Source organism: Mucilaginibacter sp. GW822-FHT03E02 (assembly GCF_058801545.1).
On the sequence record NZ_JBXANJ010000001.1, the window covers coordinates 2,378,590 to 2,396,996 of the forward strand.

The window sequence follows — 18,407 nt, forward strand, 5'->3', positions numbered from 1 at the left end:
TCAGTTATTTTTATTGGTGAGTTCTATGGCCAGCATCGCGATACCTTTCTGTATGCTGCCGTATTTCTTGGCGTATTGCTGTACTTTGACCTTTTCGCTTTCTTCGGTGGTATAGGCCAGGTATTCGCTGAGGCTAACTTCTGTGCGGTAAACTTTTGAATACTGGCCGCCCAAACTGATAAATACCTCTTTGTATTTGCGTTTAGGGTCATTGGCGCGGTTCATGGAAAGTATCTGCGCCTTTTCTTTTTCGGTCAGGCCCAATAATTCCTGTATCGCGTCAAACTTGTTCTGGTACTTGCTTTGGTCAAGCAGTATCTTGCAATCGCTGTTATTAATAATGGCCTGCTTAACAATTGGTGAAGAAATAATATCCTCGACTTCCTGTGTTACCACGATAGCCTCACCAAAGAACTTTCTAACCGTTTTAAAGAGGTATTTTATGTACTCGGCCATGCCGTCTTTGGCAATCGCTTTCCAGCATTCTTCAATAAGCAAGACTTTCCTAATGCCCTTTAGCTTGCGCATTTTGCTGATGAACATCTCCATCAATACCAGCGTTACGACCGGGAATAAAATCGGGTGGTCCTTGATGTTATCCAGTTCTATAACAATAAAGGGTTGGTTCAGCAGGTCGAGGTTTTCACTGGCGTTTAACAGGTAATCAAACTCGCCGCCACGGTAATAAGGGTTCAGCACATAAAGAAAATTGCCGATGTCAAAATCTTTTTCTTTTACCTTACCGTCTTCCAAAACCTGCATATATTCTTCCATCAGGTATTCATAGAAAGTGTTAAAGCAGGGAAATACATCGGGCCGTTTGGCTAATAGGTCAAAATATCCGGTCAGCGCATTGGATAGCGCCACATACTCACTACGTTTAAAGCTTTCATCATCTTTTTTCCAAAGCGACAACAACAGGGTTTTGATGCTTTCTTTTTTCTCGGTATCCAGCACATCACCCTCGGTCAGATAGAAAGGATTGAATTTGATCGGGTCGCTTTCCGAGTAAGTAAAATAATAACCGCCTACCAAGTCACAAAGCCCTTTATAGCTATGGCCTACATCGACCAATACGACATGCGCGCCCTGTTCATAATAGCTGCGGATCATGTGGTTGGTGAAGAATGATTTACCGCTACCACTCGGCCCTAAGATGAATTTATTGCGGTTGGTGGTATAGCCTAATTTCATCGGCTCGTCGGATATATCTACATGAACAGGCTTGCCCGTTAAGCGGTCGCCCATGCGCATACCAAAAGGGCTGATACTGTTACGGTAATTCGTTTCGAGATTAAAAAAGCAGGCAGCCTGTTCAATGAACGTGTCGAATGTGTCATTCATCGGAAAATTGGCCTCATTGCCCGGCATTCCGGCAAACCATATTTGCGGCGCACCGTCTGTTTCTTGTTTGGCGGTCGCATCCATTTGCGCCATTGCGGACGATACCAGGTTTTTCAGGTCTTTAACCTTGTGCGCATCATCCGACCATGCCAGTACATTAAAATGGGCTTTGATCGGTAATCGCTGCTGGCCAATGGCCTCATTCAGAAAATCATTGACTGCATCGCGGCTGATGGCATTTTCGCGGGAATAGCCGGATAAGGATTGCAGCCTTAATTTTTTTGCTTCAAGCCGTTTGATGGTTTTTTGACCGTCCTCGATAAATACATACTGGTTCAAAATATGATTGCAAGGCAGCAACTGGCCCAATGGTGAAGCAAAGCCTATACTGAATTTGGTGCGGTCGGTGCTATATTTATCATAATTGATACGACTGCCGCAAAGCGCTGGCAGGTCTTCCACATCCGAGAGCGTATAGAGTTCACAATGGTTCTTACCGACTCTGATCGCATCTTTGATATGAATGTCCTGCAATACCGGCTGTGCGCCTGATGCTTCTAAAAAGCAATAACGCTCAATAATTCCGGCTTGCGCTGTCGTTCCGGCCAGTTCATCATCGTTCAACTTGTTTAAAGTCACAAAGCCGCTGTCTTTTAATATCCGCTCGAATTGCCCGGCGCTATCCGAAAAGTCCTTAAATAAGACAGGATTAATTGTTTGCTGCGGAACGATGCTTTTACGCAGGATATTGCTGTAGGCCGAACTGGCTAATTTCCTGTCCTTGGGTTTTTGAGTAAGGAAAATATAGCAGCGATGTTCCAAACATTCGCGCTCGTTAAAGAACCGTTCGCTTGAACGTGAAAGAAAACTCTTGCCTGCCTTTTCAAAGTCTGCTTTAAAGCTGCTTTCAGTGAACCAATCCTGTTTGTGGAAGATGGAACCTTGTGGTAACAATCTAATGGCTTTAACCCATGCCTGGTGATAAGCTTCATAGTCCCGGTCGGAAAGCGTAAAGATTTCAGGTAAGCCAACTTCGTAGGCAACCGTAATATCGCCGTGAGCCGACAGTATCGTACCGTTCTCCACTTTGGTTAGGGGCAAAATTTTATTAATGTTCATTCCCATGATGGTTATTAGATAAATTGATGAATACCCGCCTGGAATTGCATTTGAGAAAATCAGGCAATTGCTTTTTGGCGAAGTGTTTCGACAGGCCATGTTCGCCAAAATGATGACTTAAGCGGAACACGGTAAAACATAGCGCAGCACCTAAACCGAAGATCACCGGTAGGATAATCCAAAGGCTCAACCCGCAGATATAGAGGATAGCAAAGCTGATTAGTAGCAACACCAGGCCTATGGCCAGGTAAGCGATGTATTGCGCTTTGAGGCCCTTAAAGACAATTGGTTTTGATACCCCTTTATTGATCTGGTAAACTGACATAAGTACTGATTTTATAGTCCGAAAAATGATTTTAATACCGTTGCCACAACAACTAAAAACACGCAGGAGCCGAACCAGGCCGCCGCTACTTTGTTGGTGTCCGGCTCGCCTGCATTCCACTTATTAAAGACCTTAATAGCACCGATGATGCCGACAACGGCACCAATGGCATACATCAGGTTGCACCCGCTGTCGAAATAGCTTTTGACCTGCGTGGTTGCGGAATTTATACCGGAATTTCCGTCCTGACCAAAACAATAATTAGTGGTTACCAGTAAGGCGGCAAACATTAAGGTTTTGAGCAGCGCCTGTTGTTTTGGGGTATAAGGGATATGGTTAGTGAAAGCGGCTTTCACGGATTGAATATGGGATTTGATCGATTTTAACATGATTGAAAGATTTTTAGGGTTAACATTAGTTCCACAAATTGTCGAGTTCTTTATCCGAGATCGGGAAAAGCACGTTCTCGCGGATATAGTCGTTCAGCGCCTGCTGGTTCGGTGTACCTTTGATATTCGGATACTTTGCACTGACCAAACCAAACAGAGAAATAAAATCTTGCTTGGTGCCTTGCTCTGTTTCCAGGATATGAAAGATGCTTTTCAGTTCTTCCAGTACATCAGGCACGACACTTTGCTGCCTTTCGCGTCCCTCATCTGCGTCCTCGTTTTTAAAACCCTCTTTCCCATTTTCTTCCGGTTCTTTTACCCGCGGCGCAAAACCGAATTGCGCCATGCTTAACCTGGTCATGCCTTTCGGTAAGGCAGACTTACCCATCAGGTCGCCATCGTCATTTATAGGTTCGTCTTCAAACTCCTCGTCCCAGGCATGTCCCAAAGGTTCCGGCGGGCCACCCGTTTTTTGTTTGCCTTCTAAATAATCCCGTATCCTTTGCCGGTAAAACAACAGGATAACAACCGTGTACCAGATGATACTGAGTACTAAGGCAGAGATCAAAAACTGCTGCCAGGTGAAATGTTTTAACATAACATTCGCTTTTACCCTGCCGCTCCATTACGGCAGGGATTACAAAAGCAAAGGTTGCCGGAAGCCAAATTTTTGATTAGGTAAGCCTCGGTAGTACTTTAAAATAAGTTACAATCGGCTTTAAAACAATTATTTAGTCATCGCCATTAATGGCTGAATTACTCTTTTTCCTACCTGTCGGGATGTACTCGTCCTCATTTTCCATCTTTAGATTGAGACTGTCGCGCATTTCGTTGAGGTAACGGGTACGGCTTAGGCGTTTTCTTTTCCGCAATTCGGCAAAACGTTTGGCTGGTACGCCGATATTGACATGAAAAGTTTCTTCCAGCCAGCGGAAGATCTCGCCTAAACCTGCGGTGCCGTTATTGAGTTTACCCGTATGATAAAAGCCCAAACCCACTTCTGCCAGGTCGATAGTATCACCTGTCCAATTCATATTACCCACCTGTAAACTGCCAGCAAATTGTTGCGGATCGATGTTCTTTTTTCTGAGCAGCAACAGCCTTTCCAGTAACCACTCTTTTAAAGCCTCAAAAGCCTTAAATTTGGAAAACAGGTAATCACAACTGGTGGAAAATTCGGGATTGAGGTCGGGTACTTCGGGTAAAAGGATACTTTGTATTTCAGCACCTCTTACAAAATACAGATTATCTAACTCGGTTGCGTTCAGCCGGAAATACTGGTACAGAAAAGCATATTGTCGAAAAAAGCGCTCGATGTACAACAACTCTTGCTCAAGAAAACCAGCCTGTTTTTCAGCATCACCAAGCGGCAGAGAGGTTTCGATATTGTATAATTCTGTGTAATAAATTTGCCATTGGTAAAAGGAAGGCTTGATGTATTTGAAAATCGGAATTTCTTCTGCTTTGTCTTTGAATTTGAGATCGCCAACATGAACTCTTAGCCTTTTCAAAGCCTCGCGAATAAGTTTTAGGACCGTCGTCAATCTTTGCAGTGGGTCCCTGATCTGAGCACAAGTTTGCTCCAGATCGTTTTCCAGTTGCCTGAGCAACCGGTTAGAGATTTCCTGGATCATTTGGATATTATGGATTAAAGTAAAACCCTGTTTCGCCCGTTCACTGGCAACAACTTTTCACCTAACAGGATGCGCGTAACATTTTTCCATAAGCAATTATTTTCATGTTAGCCAATATTTTTAATTGTTAATGCAAAAGTCAGGAAGCCTGTGATTCAGGAAAATAGGGTAAGAACCCCATTTTATGATAATAGGGAAAACGCCCTATTTAGACGAGACAGGTTGGGATATTTAAATGTGGAGCTTATGAATCAACGAAACTTTATTTGTAGCACCGGTTTTTTCATAAATATTTTGCACATGGTTATCAACGGTTTTCCCTGCTATAAAAAGTTTTTCTGAAATCTCCTTATAGGTTAATCCCTGACGGACCAATAAAACGATTTCAATCTCGCGATTAGTTAGCCGGTAGTAGTGGCACATATCTTCAAAAATCGTATTCCCGTTTTCTTGCAGGGCCAGCTCCTGGAGCCGCTCAAATTCAAGCCTTGCGCTTTTAATGGATTTCCATATAAACAGAAAGGTGATACCTATTATTCCCGTATTAGTGCATAGCACTTCAACTAATTGGCTGCTTTCCACCAACCCGAAAAAAGCCAAAGCAGCCCAGGGCGTAATGGCCCAGTACATCGCGATTTCTTCCAGACGTTGATTGTTATTCCTATCTAATTGATGTTTTTGGCTAATCGCACGAAACATTACCCAAAGCAGAACGATAGCATAAAAAAAAGGGACGATCATTCCATATTTGATATCGGCATTCAGATTCCCGTTAATCGCATAGTCGATGACAAAAAAAATAACATAGGGTAAAAAAAGGAACAGCGGGACCCCGACCAGGGCGTGCCAGCGCAATGAATCCAGTTCAAAGGCTTTATAGAAATAAAAAGGAAAGTAAGCGGCCATCAAAAAGCCACTTCCGTAAGCAACCATCATCTGGAGGCTAATAGGAATATTGATTTTCGAGTCTGGGAACAACCCTCCGGTTATGTTATAGAAAAGCATCAGCCCCAGTAAAATTAAATACCATTTGCGCGGCATGTCCTTTGGCCGAAACAGATAATAAAAGAACTGGAAAATAAACATGCCCGTTTCCAGCACTATAAAAATGAAGGTGACAATATGAATTTGCGTTCCGAAAACCAGCATGGTCGTAGTTATTTATCTGGTTCACGTTTTAGGAAAAATAAGGTATAACCCAATTCCAATTCATTATAAACTTTAAACCCAAACCGGTCATACCAAGGCAGGTTTTTAACAGTAGATGTTTCCAGATAAACCGGCAGATTTTTCCTATCAGCATCCGCAATTACTTCTTTTAGCAGTTTAGTGCCAATTCCCTGATGTTGATCTGCTGTGTTAACACCAATAAACCAGAGATAAGCCATTTTCTCTTTAGGTTGTAATTTTTTGATCCTTGCTTCACGATCAAGGGTTTTTTGGATACCACTTATGCCTATGGCCCGGAAAATTAGTCCGATGTCAAGTAGAATAACTTTCAATGTCGTTTTTTTCTGTTGGGGATAGAGTACAAGCGCGCAAGCCTTGCGGTCATCGGATAACCACACGTCACCAAATAAAGAACAGACCTCAAAAGAGTAATCCATTAGCGCAAGGATATGCTTTGATCGTTTATCATTTTGTTGGATAATATAATTCACACTCTGATTTTCGACAAAAGAGGCAGTGAGCAGATCCACAACCAAAGATTTGTCAATAATGGTAGCTTTTTTCATGTTTTTCAATTTAAAGAAATAACCTGCATCTTAATTAATCATACCTGTTAGAAAGATGCAGTTGTTGATCTACATTTGCAAAAGCATTTAAAACTTTATCCAATTGCTCCCGGGTATGACCTGCCATAATGTTTAACCTGATCCTGGCGTTTTTCTTGGCAACAGCCGGGTACATAATGGGATTAGTATATATCCCTGACTTTAGTAATAATCTTCCAGCTTCAAGGGTCTTGGAAATATCGCCGATCTTAACAGGAATAACAGCTGATGCTGTAGTCCCTACATCAAATCCCAGGTCGACCAGCCCGTTTCTAATATATTCTATATTTTCCCAAAGTTTAGTTCTCCAAAATGGCTCTTCATCGATCAAGTCAATCGCCTTCAAAATGCCCATAACTGCGGGAGTAGCCGTTGTGGAAAATAAATGCTGTTTCGATTGGAATTTGAGGTAAGTAATAATTTCCGGGTTTGCGATCACATAGCCTCCAATATTACCAAGTGCCTTGCTAAACGTCCCGGTAATGATATCTACCTGATCGTATAAATTATACATTTCTATAACACCCCGGCCTGTATCTCCAATTACACCAATGCCATGCGCATCGTCGACCACCAGTTTTGCGCCGTATCTGTGGGTAAGTTCAGCTATTCTATCCAAAGGTGCTAAATCACCATCCTGGCTGTAAACACCATCGACCACAACAAACTTTGTACGATATGCATACTGCGCATTTTTAAGTGCTAATTCCAGTGCATTGAGATCATTGTGAAGAAATGTTTTTACTGTTGTGGTATTTACACAACCTTCATATACGCTGGCATGAACGGCCATATCTAAAATGGTGATATCTTCTTTGCATAGCAGGCATTGCAATGTGGCGCTATTGGCTGTATATCCGGTCGTATATAGGATGGCATCCTTTCTTTTATAAAATGCCGCAATTTTATTTTCTAATTGCTGATGATATACAAAATGCCCTCCAATTGCCGGAGACGCTCCGGAACCTGTTCCGAATTTTTCAATTCCCTCAATAACTGCTTTCTTAATTTTAGGATGCTGGCTAAAACCAAGATAGTCATTGGAAACCAAGCACACCGAACGTGTTGGGTCACAATCTCCTGGCAATAATAAATCCATTTCAGGCCCACATGGCGACAGGGATTCAATCCGGTAATTTAAATGCCCATTAACTTTTAGAAAATTAAGATATTCTTCAAATTCCAGCGCGGTTGTATAAATATCTTGCCCTTCAATGTTTTCAAAATCCTTAAAGCTTGCTTTTTCAAAATCGATTATCTTCATAAGCATGTCATATATAGGAGGTTCAGCCTTAAAAGTAGGCTACAAAAAGACTTAAAAGTGTGAGTTGTTAAACTTTGACTAAATAAAAATGAACTAAAACGGAATATTTATAGCTAACTCACGGTTTGTGGTATAAATGTGAATTTACTTTGCAGGCTTAACCATAAATAACCATTTTCTGGAGCGTATGGATAAACAGCCTTTATTCGATCTATTAACCGGCATTACCACGGTTTCATCTGCCTTCCGGAATGCGTTACTGGAAAGGGTGGTTCAGGAACAGTACGTTCCTCACCAGGTACTGCACGCAGCGGGGCAAATGGAAAACAGGATTTATTTCATAGAATCAGGTTTTGCAAGAGACTATTTTTATGATAAAGATGGTCAGGAACATACGGTCAAGTTCCGACAACCTGGAGACATTGTATTTTCCTATGAAGGTTATTATAAAGTGCCTTGTTACTTTTATATCGAAATCATGGCTGCATCAAAACTCATTACGCTGAGTTATGAGGATTTGCATCAACTTGATGACCTGTATAGTGAAGTGTCGGTCCTAATCAAAAGCCTGCTGCTTCGCTTTCAGAAAGAAGAATATCAAAGACAAAGCCTCATTGCACTTCCGACAGATGAGCGATATCGCCACCTGAAGAAGACTAATAATATGCTCTTCCAGAAAGTTCCCTCAAGGATGATAGCTTCATATTTACATATGAGCAGGGAAACATTAAACAGGCTAATTGCCAAACATTAACATCTGTAGAACAAACGGCAAATGAACAATTGTTCAGGTTATTTAAACAGTAAAATAATAGAAAATGACCATTCAAACTGCGTCAGATGGCATAGACAGGGAATGTCTAACACCTTACTTTTGACTTCACCAAAAGATCATTCTATGAAAAAAGCCGCTATTCAAGAAGTCATTACTTTATTATTGATCATATTATTTGCGTATACTGCCTCAAGCAAATTACTGGACTATAATAAATTTGTGTTCCAGATGAGGCTTGCACCAGTTCCTATAATGGGTTGGTTAGCTCCTATATTGGGCTGGCTTGTTCCGATGTTAGAAACGCTGCTTGTCATTGGTTTAAGTCTGGGGCTATTCATGCCCCAGTTGCTCCATAAATTACTCACAGCATCGGTAGCGCTTTTGTCCCTTTTTGAAATTTACATCACGGCGATGCTACTAACTGGCCGTCACCTGCCATGTACCTGCGGCGGGATTATTTCCACCATGAGCTGGCAGGCACATTTGGTATTCAATGCTGTTTTTATCGCTTTGGGAATAGTCGCTATCAGGATAAGTAGAAAACAAAACCGTACCCGGACTGAAAAGCTGCCGGATAATATGAAAAATCTTTCACGCGCGTAAGCAGGTAAGCCGTTGCCTGGAACTAACGGTTAATTAAAACTACATTTAACATCATGAAAAAGTTCAAAACAAGTATGCTTGCCATCGCATTGGTGGCCGGTATTTCCGGGGCATTACTTACCCAAACAGCCCATGCCTCAAAACCCGTTGATACCCTTTACGACTGGAATGGGGCCAGTAATGCGCCAAAAAATCCTGGTACAGAATTGGATAATGCAACTGTTTCCACCGCGACCGCTAATTATGGCTGTAATACCGGTACCAATATCTGCGCTGCCGGTACCAAAGTTAGCGGTCCTGGACCAACGTCTGCAACTATTTTTTTTCATTAATTTCACTTCACCATTAGGATTTAGTGCTTATTGCACTAAATCCTTTACAATGATGATTGGATAATCCTTTTCGTTAATTTCCCCTCGAATGCCATACTCCTCGCTGATCATGGCCTTGATTGCTTCATAGTTTGGTCGGCCTCCAGTAAAGTTTATTTCCAGGTCGATAGGATGATTAATACCGGTTTGGTCGATAAAAGGTGGATCAATTGGCTTCGCGTTCAAATCCTGTTTTACGTTTTCGTTTAAAAAATTAAATAGATGCAAGAGCGTAATATTGTGCGCTTTCAGCCTTGTAGCGGTAAGGTCAATATATGAACTATCGTTCAACGGCCTTTTAAATAACATTCTTCGGTGAAGCTTTAGGAGACAAGTTGGTATCCGTTCTTTTTTAACAGAAATATCTACCTGGAATATCCTTTGCAAGTCATTTTGTATCATCAGAAAAAAACTACTGTCCTTCATAGCCTCGGGAAGTGTTAATTCGTAACAATATAAATTTGACCTTTTCCAGTCAGAACGCGAAGTATATTTCGAGTTTTTAAAGGATTGAGGGCATTGTTCTGGCCAGAAAAAACGTGTGGAATCCTTAGTTTCAATCCGCATAATCTCATAATAGTCCTTGACTGATTGTAGCCGGTTTAACGTAGCCCATAAAAACTGTTGCTTGGATACATTAAAGACAAAAAACCGGTTGAACCATCTTTCTGTGGGATGGTGCCACCCCATCCGAGAGGCAACTCCACCCACAATGCCGTCTGTAAACCCTGTCAGTATGGAACGATATAGAAAATCGCTGTCTTTCAGGTGAAAGGGTTTATAAGGGTCAAAATCGGGGTGGTCTACCTTGTCCTCCGTTTCTAACTTGTGACTAAAAAAGCGTTCTACATTTTCAGCACTGATTTCTTCCTCTCCAGTTATATTTTTAACGATGCCGTTCTTATCAATCCAGATATTATGTGGTAGCACCTGATGTTTAAAATATTCAATCAGTATTTTATCTCCTGTAGTGACGATCAAATGTGCCGTTGATATTTCCGGATGTTTTTTAAAGAAAGTGTTTACCGTTTGCTCCGGTTCATAAGCGACCGATAAAACCTTTAGTTTTCCGGGATAAGCCGCTACCAGAGAATCCAATTTTGTTAGTTCCCTTATACAGGGTACACACCAGGTAGCCCAAAAGTTGATAATCAGTAAGTCCTGGCTGTGTAATTTGGACAAGTGCATCATATTAGATTGCTTCAGCAAACCGGTTAAAACCAAGTCGGGTATTTTATCGCCTATTTTTAATGAGCTGGTCTTTGTTTGTGCATAAATAAAGTTTGCAGCCAGTAGAAACCAACTGCATAACAATAAGTGGAACTTAACTTTCATATTTATTGGGATAATGCGCAATAAGGCGCTGTTAATAATCGATCAATAGCCTGCGTTTTGAGTAAGGAAAGCGTTATAACTCAATTCCTTTTGGGGTATTGGAAATAATGTAGCTGTAGGAAGCCAGGTTGGCTTATAGGCATTCATCACCGCATTTAAGCTACCTGTCCTTTTTAGATCCAAAAAACGGTGCCCCCATTCCAGACAGAACTCTATTCGCCATTCCTTCATGACTGCATGTATACAGGCACTTTGACTCAATCCTGTGGACAGATCCGCTAAGCCTGCACGTTTGCGAATAATATTTAGGTCTTGTACTGAAGCCGGAATATTTCCCTGCTCTGCATTAGCCTCGGCCCTGATTAGGTATTGTTCAGCGACCCTTAAAGCCATTAAATATTCAGATGAGCCGCTATTGCCTGCCCGGTTATTGTATTTATAAGGGTAATAATAAGTTTTAGGATTACCGCCGGATGTAACGGTTATAGCGCCTATCCATGAGATCATACGGAGGTCTCCTGGTTCAAAGGCCGATAGCAGATTAGTAGACACGGGGTATGTAGGCACTCCTGAAGTGGGTATCAATGACACTGCGTCCGTAATGTATCCGTTTGTTGTCCAGAATTGGAGTATCGCTTCATTACTCCCAGCAAGAAATACGTCTGATGGGGCAGGCGACAAAGGGTATAGCGCGGAATTAATTACAATTGTCGCCAACGCTGAGGCGCCCGCCCAGTCTCTTTGATATAGATAAACACGAGCCAACATAGCTGTAGCAGCCCATTTATTCGCTCTGACTTTTTCCGCTCCTGTGTAAGTTTCCGGGAGGCTGTTTTGCGCGTCCTTGAGATCCTGAACTATTTGCCTGTAAATCGTGACGGAATCAGTTCTCGTCGCTTTCCCGGTTTGGTTAACGTTTGTTGTAAGGATCAACGGAACTGGCCCGAAAGTATTGACCAGGTAAAAGTTGGCGTATGCCCGTAGAAATTTAGCTTCCCCGACTAAGGTCACAGCCCTACTTGGCGGTATCTTTGTATTTTGTTGTAATTGTTCAATGACCTGATTACAGGAATAAATGATAAAATAATAATTGCTCCACATATTAGAAACAATTCCATTGACCGACGTGAGTCTACTTTTGTTAAACTCGACTGAGAAAGAACTGGAAGCCGGATAACTTAGTTCGTCGGTATAAATGCCAAGATATTTGTTATAATTAGGGTCAATGGTATTGTCAAAAAGAGCATAAATGTTCACGACAGCCGCTATTGCCGAGGCGGTATCCAAAAATATTTTGTCGGTGGTCAATTGATTTTCGGGTGTGCCCACCTCAACCATTTTTTTACAACTAAAAAACAGTGGAAACAGGCCAATGAGAATGTATAATAACTTTTTCATATAAATCATTAAAAAGTGGTTTGAATGCCGATAAGGAATATTTTTATCGGCGGCATATTAACTGAAGTACTATTGAAAGTTCCGGATTCTGGGTCAAGCAGAGGATTATTTCTTTTCCAGAAAGTGAACAAGTTCTGCCCCTCAAAGAAAAGTCGGGCATGCTCCATGCTCATTTTCTTCAACCATGTTTTTGGAAGCGAATAACTCAAAACGATATTTTTTATCCTGAAATAAGAGGCATCAAAGTAGTTAGCAGATGAGCGGTAGTAATGAAAATCATTACTAGCAGACGCTTTAGGAATATCAGTCTCCTGATTGGTTGGTATCCAGCGATTCACCGTAATTACATAGTTGTTAAATCCCTGCGCTCCGGGTACATAGGTCAGGTTCCCTACAGCCATTTGTTTGGCAAACTGTCCAAGCACGTCAAGGCTCCAGTTATTGAGGCTAAAGGTATTACCGATACCGCCATAAAAATCAGGGGTTCGCTTCCCGATAGTAAAGTAGGCGTCCGTCGCGGAGTTTGGGCTATTGCTTAGTGATCCTGTTTTTGTGCGGTATAGCGGCAACCCAGTGTTGTCAAGTCCTTCAAGCTGATAACCATAAACGCGGTTGATATCTTCCCCGATGACTAGCGTATTAGCATAACTTGATGCAGCCAGGTTAGTAAAGCTTTGCAACACATTTTTGGGTATCGTCAAGTTCAGATTAGTCGACCATGTGAAATAACCATCCTTTAAATTGATGGTTTTCAATTCCAACTCCCACCCGGTGTTTTTAACCACTGCAGGCAAATTAGCCTGGTAACTGGTAAACCCGGTAATAGATGGGATTGTATAGGCTACCAGTTGATCTTTGCTTTGGCTTTGGTACAGGTTTACATTGAATAGTATCCGATTTTTAAAAAAGCCAAGTTCCAATGCGAGCTCCAGTTTCTTAGTCGTTTCCCAATGAAAATCAGAATTGGCGATCCTTGAGGGTTTTAGTCCGGATATATCCTGATAGACGTACCCCGAACTACTATAGGTAGATAGATACTGGTAATCGATGATCTGATCGTTACCTGTAAGGCCGTAGCTTGAACGCAGCTTGCCATAGCTAATGAGAGGCAAATGATTTTTTATAATATCTTCATCACCCCATAACCAAGCCGCACCTATCGCACCGAAAGTACCTACCCGATTACCCGGCCCGAATTTAGAGGATGCATCCTGCCGGACAGAAGTATTTATAATATATTTTTGCTTCCAGTTATAAGTAGCCCTACCAAAAACGGAAGCATATTTATATTGGGTATAAGAATTGGACGCTATATAAGTGCCTGCCGAACCTAAATCCTGCATCAGAGCCTCATTACTGAAATTATTTGCTTGTATCACTTCTCCTTCTGCGGTGCTATTCTGATAAGTCCCCCCGGCCAACAGGTTTAAGGTGGCGGATTTGAAATGATGCACATAGTCAACTTGTGGCTCAATAATAAATGACCAGTTGGAGTTTTTTCCAAAATTGGCATAATTCAATGAGCCAGGATACAGAGAAACAGTTGGGAATTGCTGTACCTGATTAACATCGATCTGGTTATATCCAGTGCTCAGACTAATGTTCAGGTTTTTCGAAAGTGTATAGCGCATAAGTACGTTACTAATAATATTAGAGGTATTGCTTTTAGCTGTGGCATTGATCTCCGCAACAGGGTTTGAACCGGCATACCAATTATAATTACCTGTGGAATCACGAACCGGGTAATTGGGCGGTAGTAAAATATCGTAGACGACATTTCCCGAGGGATTGATCAAGGTATTCCGATCCATATTCAGCGTATTGGAAAACTGGAAATAGAATTTTTTATTTTCCGAAGTATGCTGAATGTTGACAAAGATGCCGCCTCTCTGATAGTGATTATCCCCCGGTAGGTAGGTGCTTTCTGACCGGTAATTTATCCCGGTCGTAAACCGGGTACTTTCGTTCCCTCCAGATAGTGTAGCTTGGGTATTGGTTACGTGCCCCGTTCCTCCCAACAGATATTTAGTCCAATTCACAGGAGATACATTGCTCCAGGTTGTCAATTGCGGTGCGTAGCTACTCGAATTAGGATCTGGTGAGGGGGTAAGACCGTCATTTGCATAGGCTTCCTTACTAATCTGCTGATATTGCTGAAAATTGAGAAGTCGGGGTAAGCCCGTCACTTGGTTAATTCCTTCGCCAATGCTAAAATCTATCTTTGTTTTGCCTGATTTTCCCTTTTTCGTAGTGATTAGAACAACGCCGTTTGAGCCACGGCTACCATATATGGCCGTAGCATCCGCATCTTTCAAAATGCTGATGGATTCTATGTCTTCGGGGTTCAGGCTATTGAATGGACTTATAGCTCCGTTGATAGCTGTGGAAAGCAGGCTGGAGTTGGTTAACGCGCCAACGGTTGAGCTAAACGGAACCCCGTCAATAATATACAGCGGATTTGTTCCGGCAGTTATTGAACCTTTTCCGCGTATCTGGATATTGATATTTCCACCGGGTAAACCATTGGTAGTCTGTACAAATACGCCAGAAGCCCTGCCGGATAAAGCGGAAAGTACATTAGTTACAGGTTGTTCTTCAATATCTGCCGCGTGAATGGTGGATACGCTACCCGTATTAAAGCGCTTGCTGGTTTTACCATAGCCAATAACCTGAATTTCGTCGAGAGAGCCGGGATTGTTTTTTAAATGTATAAGCAATCGTTCTTTTATTGCCTCTCTAACCTGGATTTCAATTGTCTGAAAACCGACGAAACTGATGACCAGTACACCATTGACAGGAACCGGGCCAAGAGTAAATGCTCCATCTTTACCGATAACTACGCCCTGTAAAGTGTTTTTCAATTGTATTGTTGCACCCAGCAAGGGCTCGCCAGATTCATCGGTGACCTTACCGCTTACAGTGAATCCCTGTGCTTGACTATTTCTGTTAACTTGGCCACTTGCCTTAAAAAAAGGGCAAAGCGCTGCCATGACTATATATAATATAGTTTTTTTCATGTGGATTTTAAAGATTTAAATGAGATTATTGGAAATTACCATTATGCTGGATAGCGCATAAAGTTTTTGGGCAGGACATTATTTATTCCGGCGGACAGATTAGCAGAAACCAGGAATGGACAGCATAATTAAGCATGATCTGATTCTCTTTTTAAGGCGGCCATTAAATAGATTGGATCGAATAGCATTTTACCGAGGCTTTCTAACTGACTTAAGAAAGCGGCGATTTCATTGGCGTTTAATCCATCTATAGTCTTAGGCTGCCCGGTCAGGGTAAAAACAGCCCATTTCCAGAATTTTCTGGTATCCAATTCCGGGTAATGTTTTTTCAAGAAGGCTTGGACGATATCTCGATAAAATATCAGTTCTTGTTGGTTGCTGGTTAGTTGTGCTGCCATACGTTTGTTTCAATATGGAGCCTGAATTTTGGATGAGTAGAATGTCCCTGTAATATAATAGGGCCGGAAACTCACCTGTCAATGTCGCGCGGCTCTGGTAAGCCAACTATTCTTTCGAATAGCAATCTACAATGACATAAGCGAGCTCCGACCCTATCACAAGTATAGGGAACGGAAGCCACACTTACACTCGCAGATTAATTTACCAGATTTCGCGGCGAGGCTCGTAAGCAGTGCTTATAAAAAAATATACAGAAGTACTGCAAAAGTATATCTAAATCAACACTATCTTAATAAAACGCTAATATAATAAAAATGACATACATGTATGTCATTTTTAATTTTTTTTATTAATTTATTTAGGTCAGATGGATGACCGAGTAAATATTAGTGCAATCGAGCAATATGTGATAGACTATGTTAGAAAACTTAGGAGCACCAACAAGCTTGATCAAGAAGATATTGCTACAATTTTAGGGGTAAAGAGAACTTTTATCACTAATGTGGAAAGTGCTAAGAATCGAGCGAAATATAACTTGAGCCACATCGATAAATTAGCTGATCATTTTGGTTTGTCTCCAAGAGATTTCCTTCCAGAAAAATCGACAATAAAATAGTATATAGTCACTAATATTAACGCGACATAATGCGCCGCTATTTACTTGTATTAGCTTCCTGATAAGCCCAATCTACTAATTGACGGATGGCATCCAGAATGTCTTTTTGGCCTTCTGCACTTTTTACATCCATGCCACAAATAATATTACCATTGTACTTGGTATGAAGATTGGCATAATAAATCCCACTTAAAAGAAGTGTGGCAATTGGCTTAAACTTGATATTGGTTCCGCTAAAGTGTTCCTCCGCCAGTTCAAGAACAGCCTGTCCTTGTAATTCCCTGGCATTATGTATGCTTCTCATTAATGCACTATTACCCGACAACTCCCATAGGATCAATTGCTGCATTTCTGTATCGGATGCAAAATATTGCCATTGTTTTTGAAGAATATCAATGATCAAATCCTTACTGGTTTCATGGTTGCTTTTGCTGACATCTTCCTTGATTTTTTCCGCGAATTTTATCCAATAATCACGTTGGATAATATAAGCCTCCAGCAATGTGTCGATGTTTTTGGTAAAGTATTGGTAAATCAGGCTTCTGTCAACTTCGGCCTTCTTAGCAATCCGCGCAATTTTCAATCCATTACGACCTTCGGTTTTAAATATTTCCCCGACAGCATTGATTATTTTCTGTTTTGTGCGATCTCGATCTTTCATCTACTTGCAGATTAGATTTTCCGGTAACACGGTATCATTATGTTTTGATCTACATCTTCAACATATATGGTAAACTAAGAGACATCAAGTATCTGCTCTAAAAGTGAAAATGATTTTTCCATAGCATAGATTATATTATGGAAAAACCATATATCACTTGTTTCTGATTATGAGATTTTTATAACGATCTTACCGAAGGCACCCTTTGCCAAATGCTCATATGCTTCAATCGCTTGTTCGAATGGATATACCTTCTCTATTACCGGTTTAATTTGATATTGATCAAAAGCCTTGTTCATTTCTTTAAAAGCGCTTAAATGACCAACACAAATTCCTTGAATCCTCGTTTGCTTAAAGATTACCGGCATCAGGTTTAAATTGGTTGTCTGACCAGCAAGAAATCCGATCACAGAGATCTGTCCTGCAACTTTGGTAGCCTCAACTGAATTATTTAGCCCTTCTCCACCAACGACTTCGAGCAAATGGTCAGCACCCAGCCCGTTAGTTAAGCGTTTAACCTCAGCCGCCCAATCTGGAGTATTTATATAATTAATGACTTCATCAGCCCCTAACTCTTTGGCCCTTTGTCCTTTATCATCGCTACTGGTTGTCACTATAACTCGTGCGCCTAAAGCATGTGCAATTTGCAAGCCGAAAATAGAAACACCTCCAGTGCCCTGAACAACGACAGTTTCCCCCCGTTTTAAGTCGCCATAGGTAACCAAAGAAAACCAGGCCGTAAGCGCGGCGATTGGTAGTGTAGACGCCTCTTCGTCTGTCAATGAATTCGGTGTTAAAACAACTGAGTCAGCTTCCAATATCATATATTCAGCCAAGCCACCCGGTAGTGGAGAACCAACAGAATAGTTTTGTTCATCAGGGGTCGGAGCTCCGTCAAGCCAATGAGCATACAGGTGTGAAATTACGCGGTCTCCAATTTTGAATTTGGATACATCCGAGCCAACAGCTACTACAGTGCCGGCTGCATCAGAAACGGGTATTAACGGGGTCGGAACCATTTCCGGGTTATAGATACCGTCTGTTATAGCCTTATCCCTGAAATTCAACGAAACTGCTCCTACCTTAATCAAAATTTCATGAGCTTTCGGCGTAGGTATTGTTACATTGTCCAATGTTAAGTTCTTAAGGCTAAATGCATGTAACTGCCATGCCTTCATCGCTGTTTTTTTATCTGACATTTCTAACTTGATTTACGATAGCATATTTATGAGCTATCTATTTTAAATTTATTTGACTTTGTAGGATAATCGGGTTGCCTTCACCATTGAGATAAAATGCGGTTAATTGAACCATTCTCTTTTTAATTGGGATTGTTTGTGCCGATGCGGAGGTTGCGGAACCCAGAAACAGCGCGCGATCAC

General features: G+C 41.5%; 18 protein-coding genes. 4 read left to right on the forward strand and 14 right to left on the reverse strand.

Annotation, left to right across the window (positions count from 1 at the left end; genetic code table 11):
- From AC1RM2_RS10005 to AC1RM2_RS10040, 8 genes are all read right to left on the reverse strand, one after another.
- Positions 1–2,469: a TraG family conjugative transposon ATPase gene (locus AC1RM2_RS10005; protein WP_492984966.1), complete on the reverse strand. Its 2,469-nt coding sequence runs from the start codon at positions 2,467–2,469 to the stop codon at positions 1–3.
- On the reverse strand, positions 2,453–2,788 hold the full coding sequence (locus AC1RM2_RS10010) for a DUF4133 domain-containing protein (protein ID WP_492984967.1): 336 nt from the start codon (positions 2,786–2,788) through the stop codon (positions 2,453–2,455). Before AC1RM2_RS10010 ends, AC1RM2_RS10005 begins: the two co-directional genes overlap by 17 nt.
- Positions 2,789–2,799: 11 nt before the next feature.
- The gene (locus tag AC1RM2_RS10015) at positions 2,800–3,078 is read right to left on the reverse strand and encodes a DUF4134 domain-containing protein (RefSeq protein ID WP_492988241.1); all 279 of its coding nucleotides are present in this window, start codon (positions 3,076–3,078) and stop codon (positions 2,800–2,802) included.
- A gap of 124 nt (positions 3,079–3,202) precedes the next feature.
- On the reverse strand, positions 3,203–3,775 hold the full coding sequence (locus AC1RM2_RS10020; protein WP_492984968.1) for a hypothetical protein: 573 nt from the start codon (positions 3,773–3,775) through the stop codon (positions 3,203–3,205).
- Between the two features lie 133 nt (positions 3,776–3,908).
- The gene (locus tag AC1RM2_RS10025) at positions 3,909–4,811 is read right to left on the reverse strand and encodes an RteC domain-containing protein (protein WP_492984969.1); all 903 of its coding nucleotides are present in this window, start codon (positions 4,809–4,811) and stop codon (positions 3,909–3,911) included.
- 231 nt (positions 4,812–5,042) lie between these two features.
- A complete protein-coding gene (locus AC1RM2_RS10030; protein WP_492984970.1) occupies positions 5,043–5,960 on the reverse strand; it encodes a helix-turn-helix transcriptional regulator in 918 nt (305 codons plus the stop codon).
- 8 nt (positions 5,961–5,968) lie between these two features.
- Complete coding sequence (locus tag AC1RM2_RS10035) at positions 5,969–6,547, reverse strand: GNAT family N-acetyltransferase (RefSeq protein WP_492984971.1); 579 nt, start codon at positions 6,545–6,547, stop codon at positions 5,969–5,971.
- 34 nt (positions 6,548–6,581) lie between these two features.
- Positions 6,582–7,850 (reverse strand): aminotransferase class I/II-fold pyridoxal phosphate-dependent enzyme, encoded by a 1,269-nt coding sequence (locus tag AC1RM2_RS10040; RefSeq protein ID WP_492984972.1) that lies wholly within the window; start codon positions 7,848–7,850, stop codon positions 6,582–6,584.
- A 187-nt stretch (positions 7,851–8,037) separates the two neighbouring features.
- On the opposite strand from AC1RM2_RS10040, the gene AC1RM2_RS10045 reads away from it, so the two are divergent.
- The 3 genes from AC1RM2_RS10045 (at position 8,038) to AC1RM2_RS10055 (ending at position 9,560) form a co-directional block, all read left to right on the forward strand.
- A complete protein-coding gene (locus tag AC1RM2_RS10045; protein ID WP_492984973.1) occupies positions 8,038–8,604 on the forward strand; it encodes a Crp/Fnr family transcriptional regulator in 567 nt (188 codons plus the stop codon).
- Between the two features lie 144 nt (positions 8,605–8,748).
- Complete coding sequence (locus AC1RM2_RS10050) at positions 8,749–9,228, forward strand: MauE/DoxX family redox-associated membrane protein (RefSeq protein WP_492984974.1); 480 nt, start codon at positions 8,749–8,751, stop codon at positions 9,226–9,228.
- Between the two features lie 53 nt (positions 9,229–9,281).
- On the forward strand, positions 9,282–9,560 hold the full coding sequence (locus AC1RM2_RS10055) for a hypothetical protein (RefSeq protein ID WP_492984975.1): 279 nt from the start codon (positions 9,282–9,284) through the stop codon (positions 9,558–9,560).
- A 27-nt stretch (positions 9,561–9,587) separates the two neighbouring features.
- Here the strand turns inward: AC1RM2_RS10055 and AC1RM2_RS10060 are convergent, their stop codons facing one another.
- The 4 genes from AC1RM2_RS10060 to AC1RM2_RS10075 all read right to left on the reverse strand — a co-directional run bounded on the left by AC1RM2_RS10060 (position 9,588) and on the right by AC1RM2_RS10075 (position 15,747).
- Entirely contained in the window at positions 9,588–10,934 is a 1,347-nt protein-coding gene (locus AC1RM2_RS10060) for a TlpA family protein disulfide reductase (protein WP_492984976.1), read from the reverse strand.
- Between the two features lie 42 nt (positions 10,935–10,976).
- A complete protein-coding gene (locus AC1RM2_RS10065; RefSeq protein WP_492984977.1) occupies positions 10,977–12,332 on the reverse strand; it encodes a RagB/SusD family nutrient uptake outer membrane protein in 1,356 nt (451 codons plus the stop codon).
- 8 nt (positions 12,333–12,340) lie between these two features.
- On the reverse strand, positions 12,341–15,349 hold the full coding sequence (locus tag AC1RM2_RS10070) for a SusC/RagA family TonB-linked outer membrane protein (protein WP_492984978.1): 3,009 nt from the start codon (positions 15,347–15,349) through the stop codon (positions 12,341–12,343).
- A gap of 128 nt (positions 15,350–15,477) precedes the next feature.
- On the reverse strand, positions 15,478–15,747 hold the full coding sequence (locus AC1RM2_RS10075) for a hypothetical protein (RefSeq protein WP_492984979.1): 270 nt from the start codon (positions 15,745–15,747) through the stop codon (positions 15,478–15,480).
- A gap of 368 nt (positions 15,748–16,115) precedes the next feature.
- Between AC1RM2_RS10075 and AC1RM2_RS10080 the strand changes: the two genes are divergently transcribed.
- Entirely contained in the window at positions 16,116–16,364 is a 249-nt protein-coding gene (locus AC1RM2_RS10080; RefSeq protein ID WP_492984980.1) for a helix-turn-helix domain-containing protein, read from the forward strand.
- Between the two features lie 37 nt (positions 16,365–16,401).
- Here the strand turns inward: AC1RM2_RS10080 and AC1RM2_RS10085 are convergent, their stop codons facing one another.
- Both AC1RM2_RS10085 and AC1RM2_RS10090 read right to left on the reverse strand, forming a co-directional pair.
- Entirely contained in the window at positions 16,402–17,025 is a 624-nt protein-coding gene (locus AC1RM2_RS10085) for a TetR/AcrR family transcriptional regulator (RefSeq protein WP_492984981.1), read from the reverse strand.
- A gap of 167 nt (positions 17,026–17,192) precedes the next feature.
- On the reverse strand, positions 17,193–18,224 hold the full coding sequence (locus AC1RM2_RS10090) for a zinc-dependent alcohol dehydrogenase family protein (RefSeq protein WP_492984982.1): 1,032 nt from the start codon (positions 18,222–18,224) through the stop codon (positions 17,193–17,195).
- Positions 18,225–18,407 lie beyond the last annotated feature (183 nt).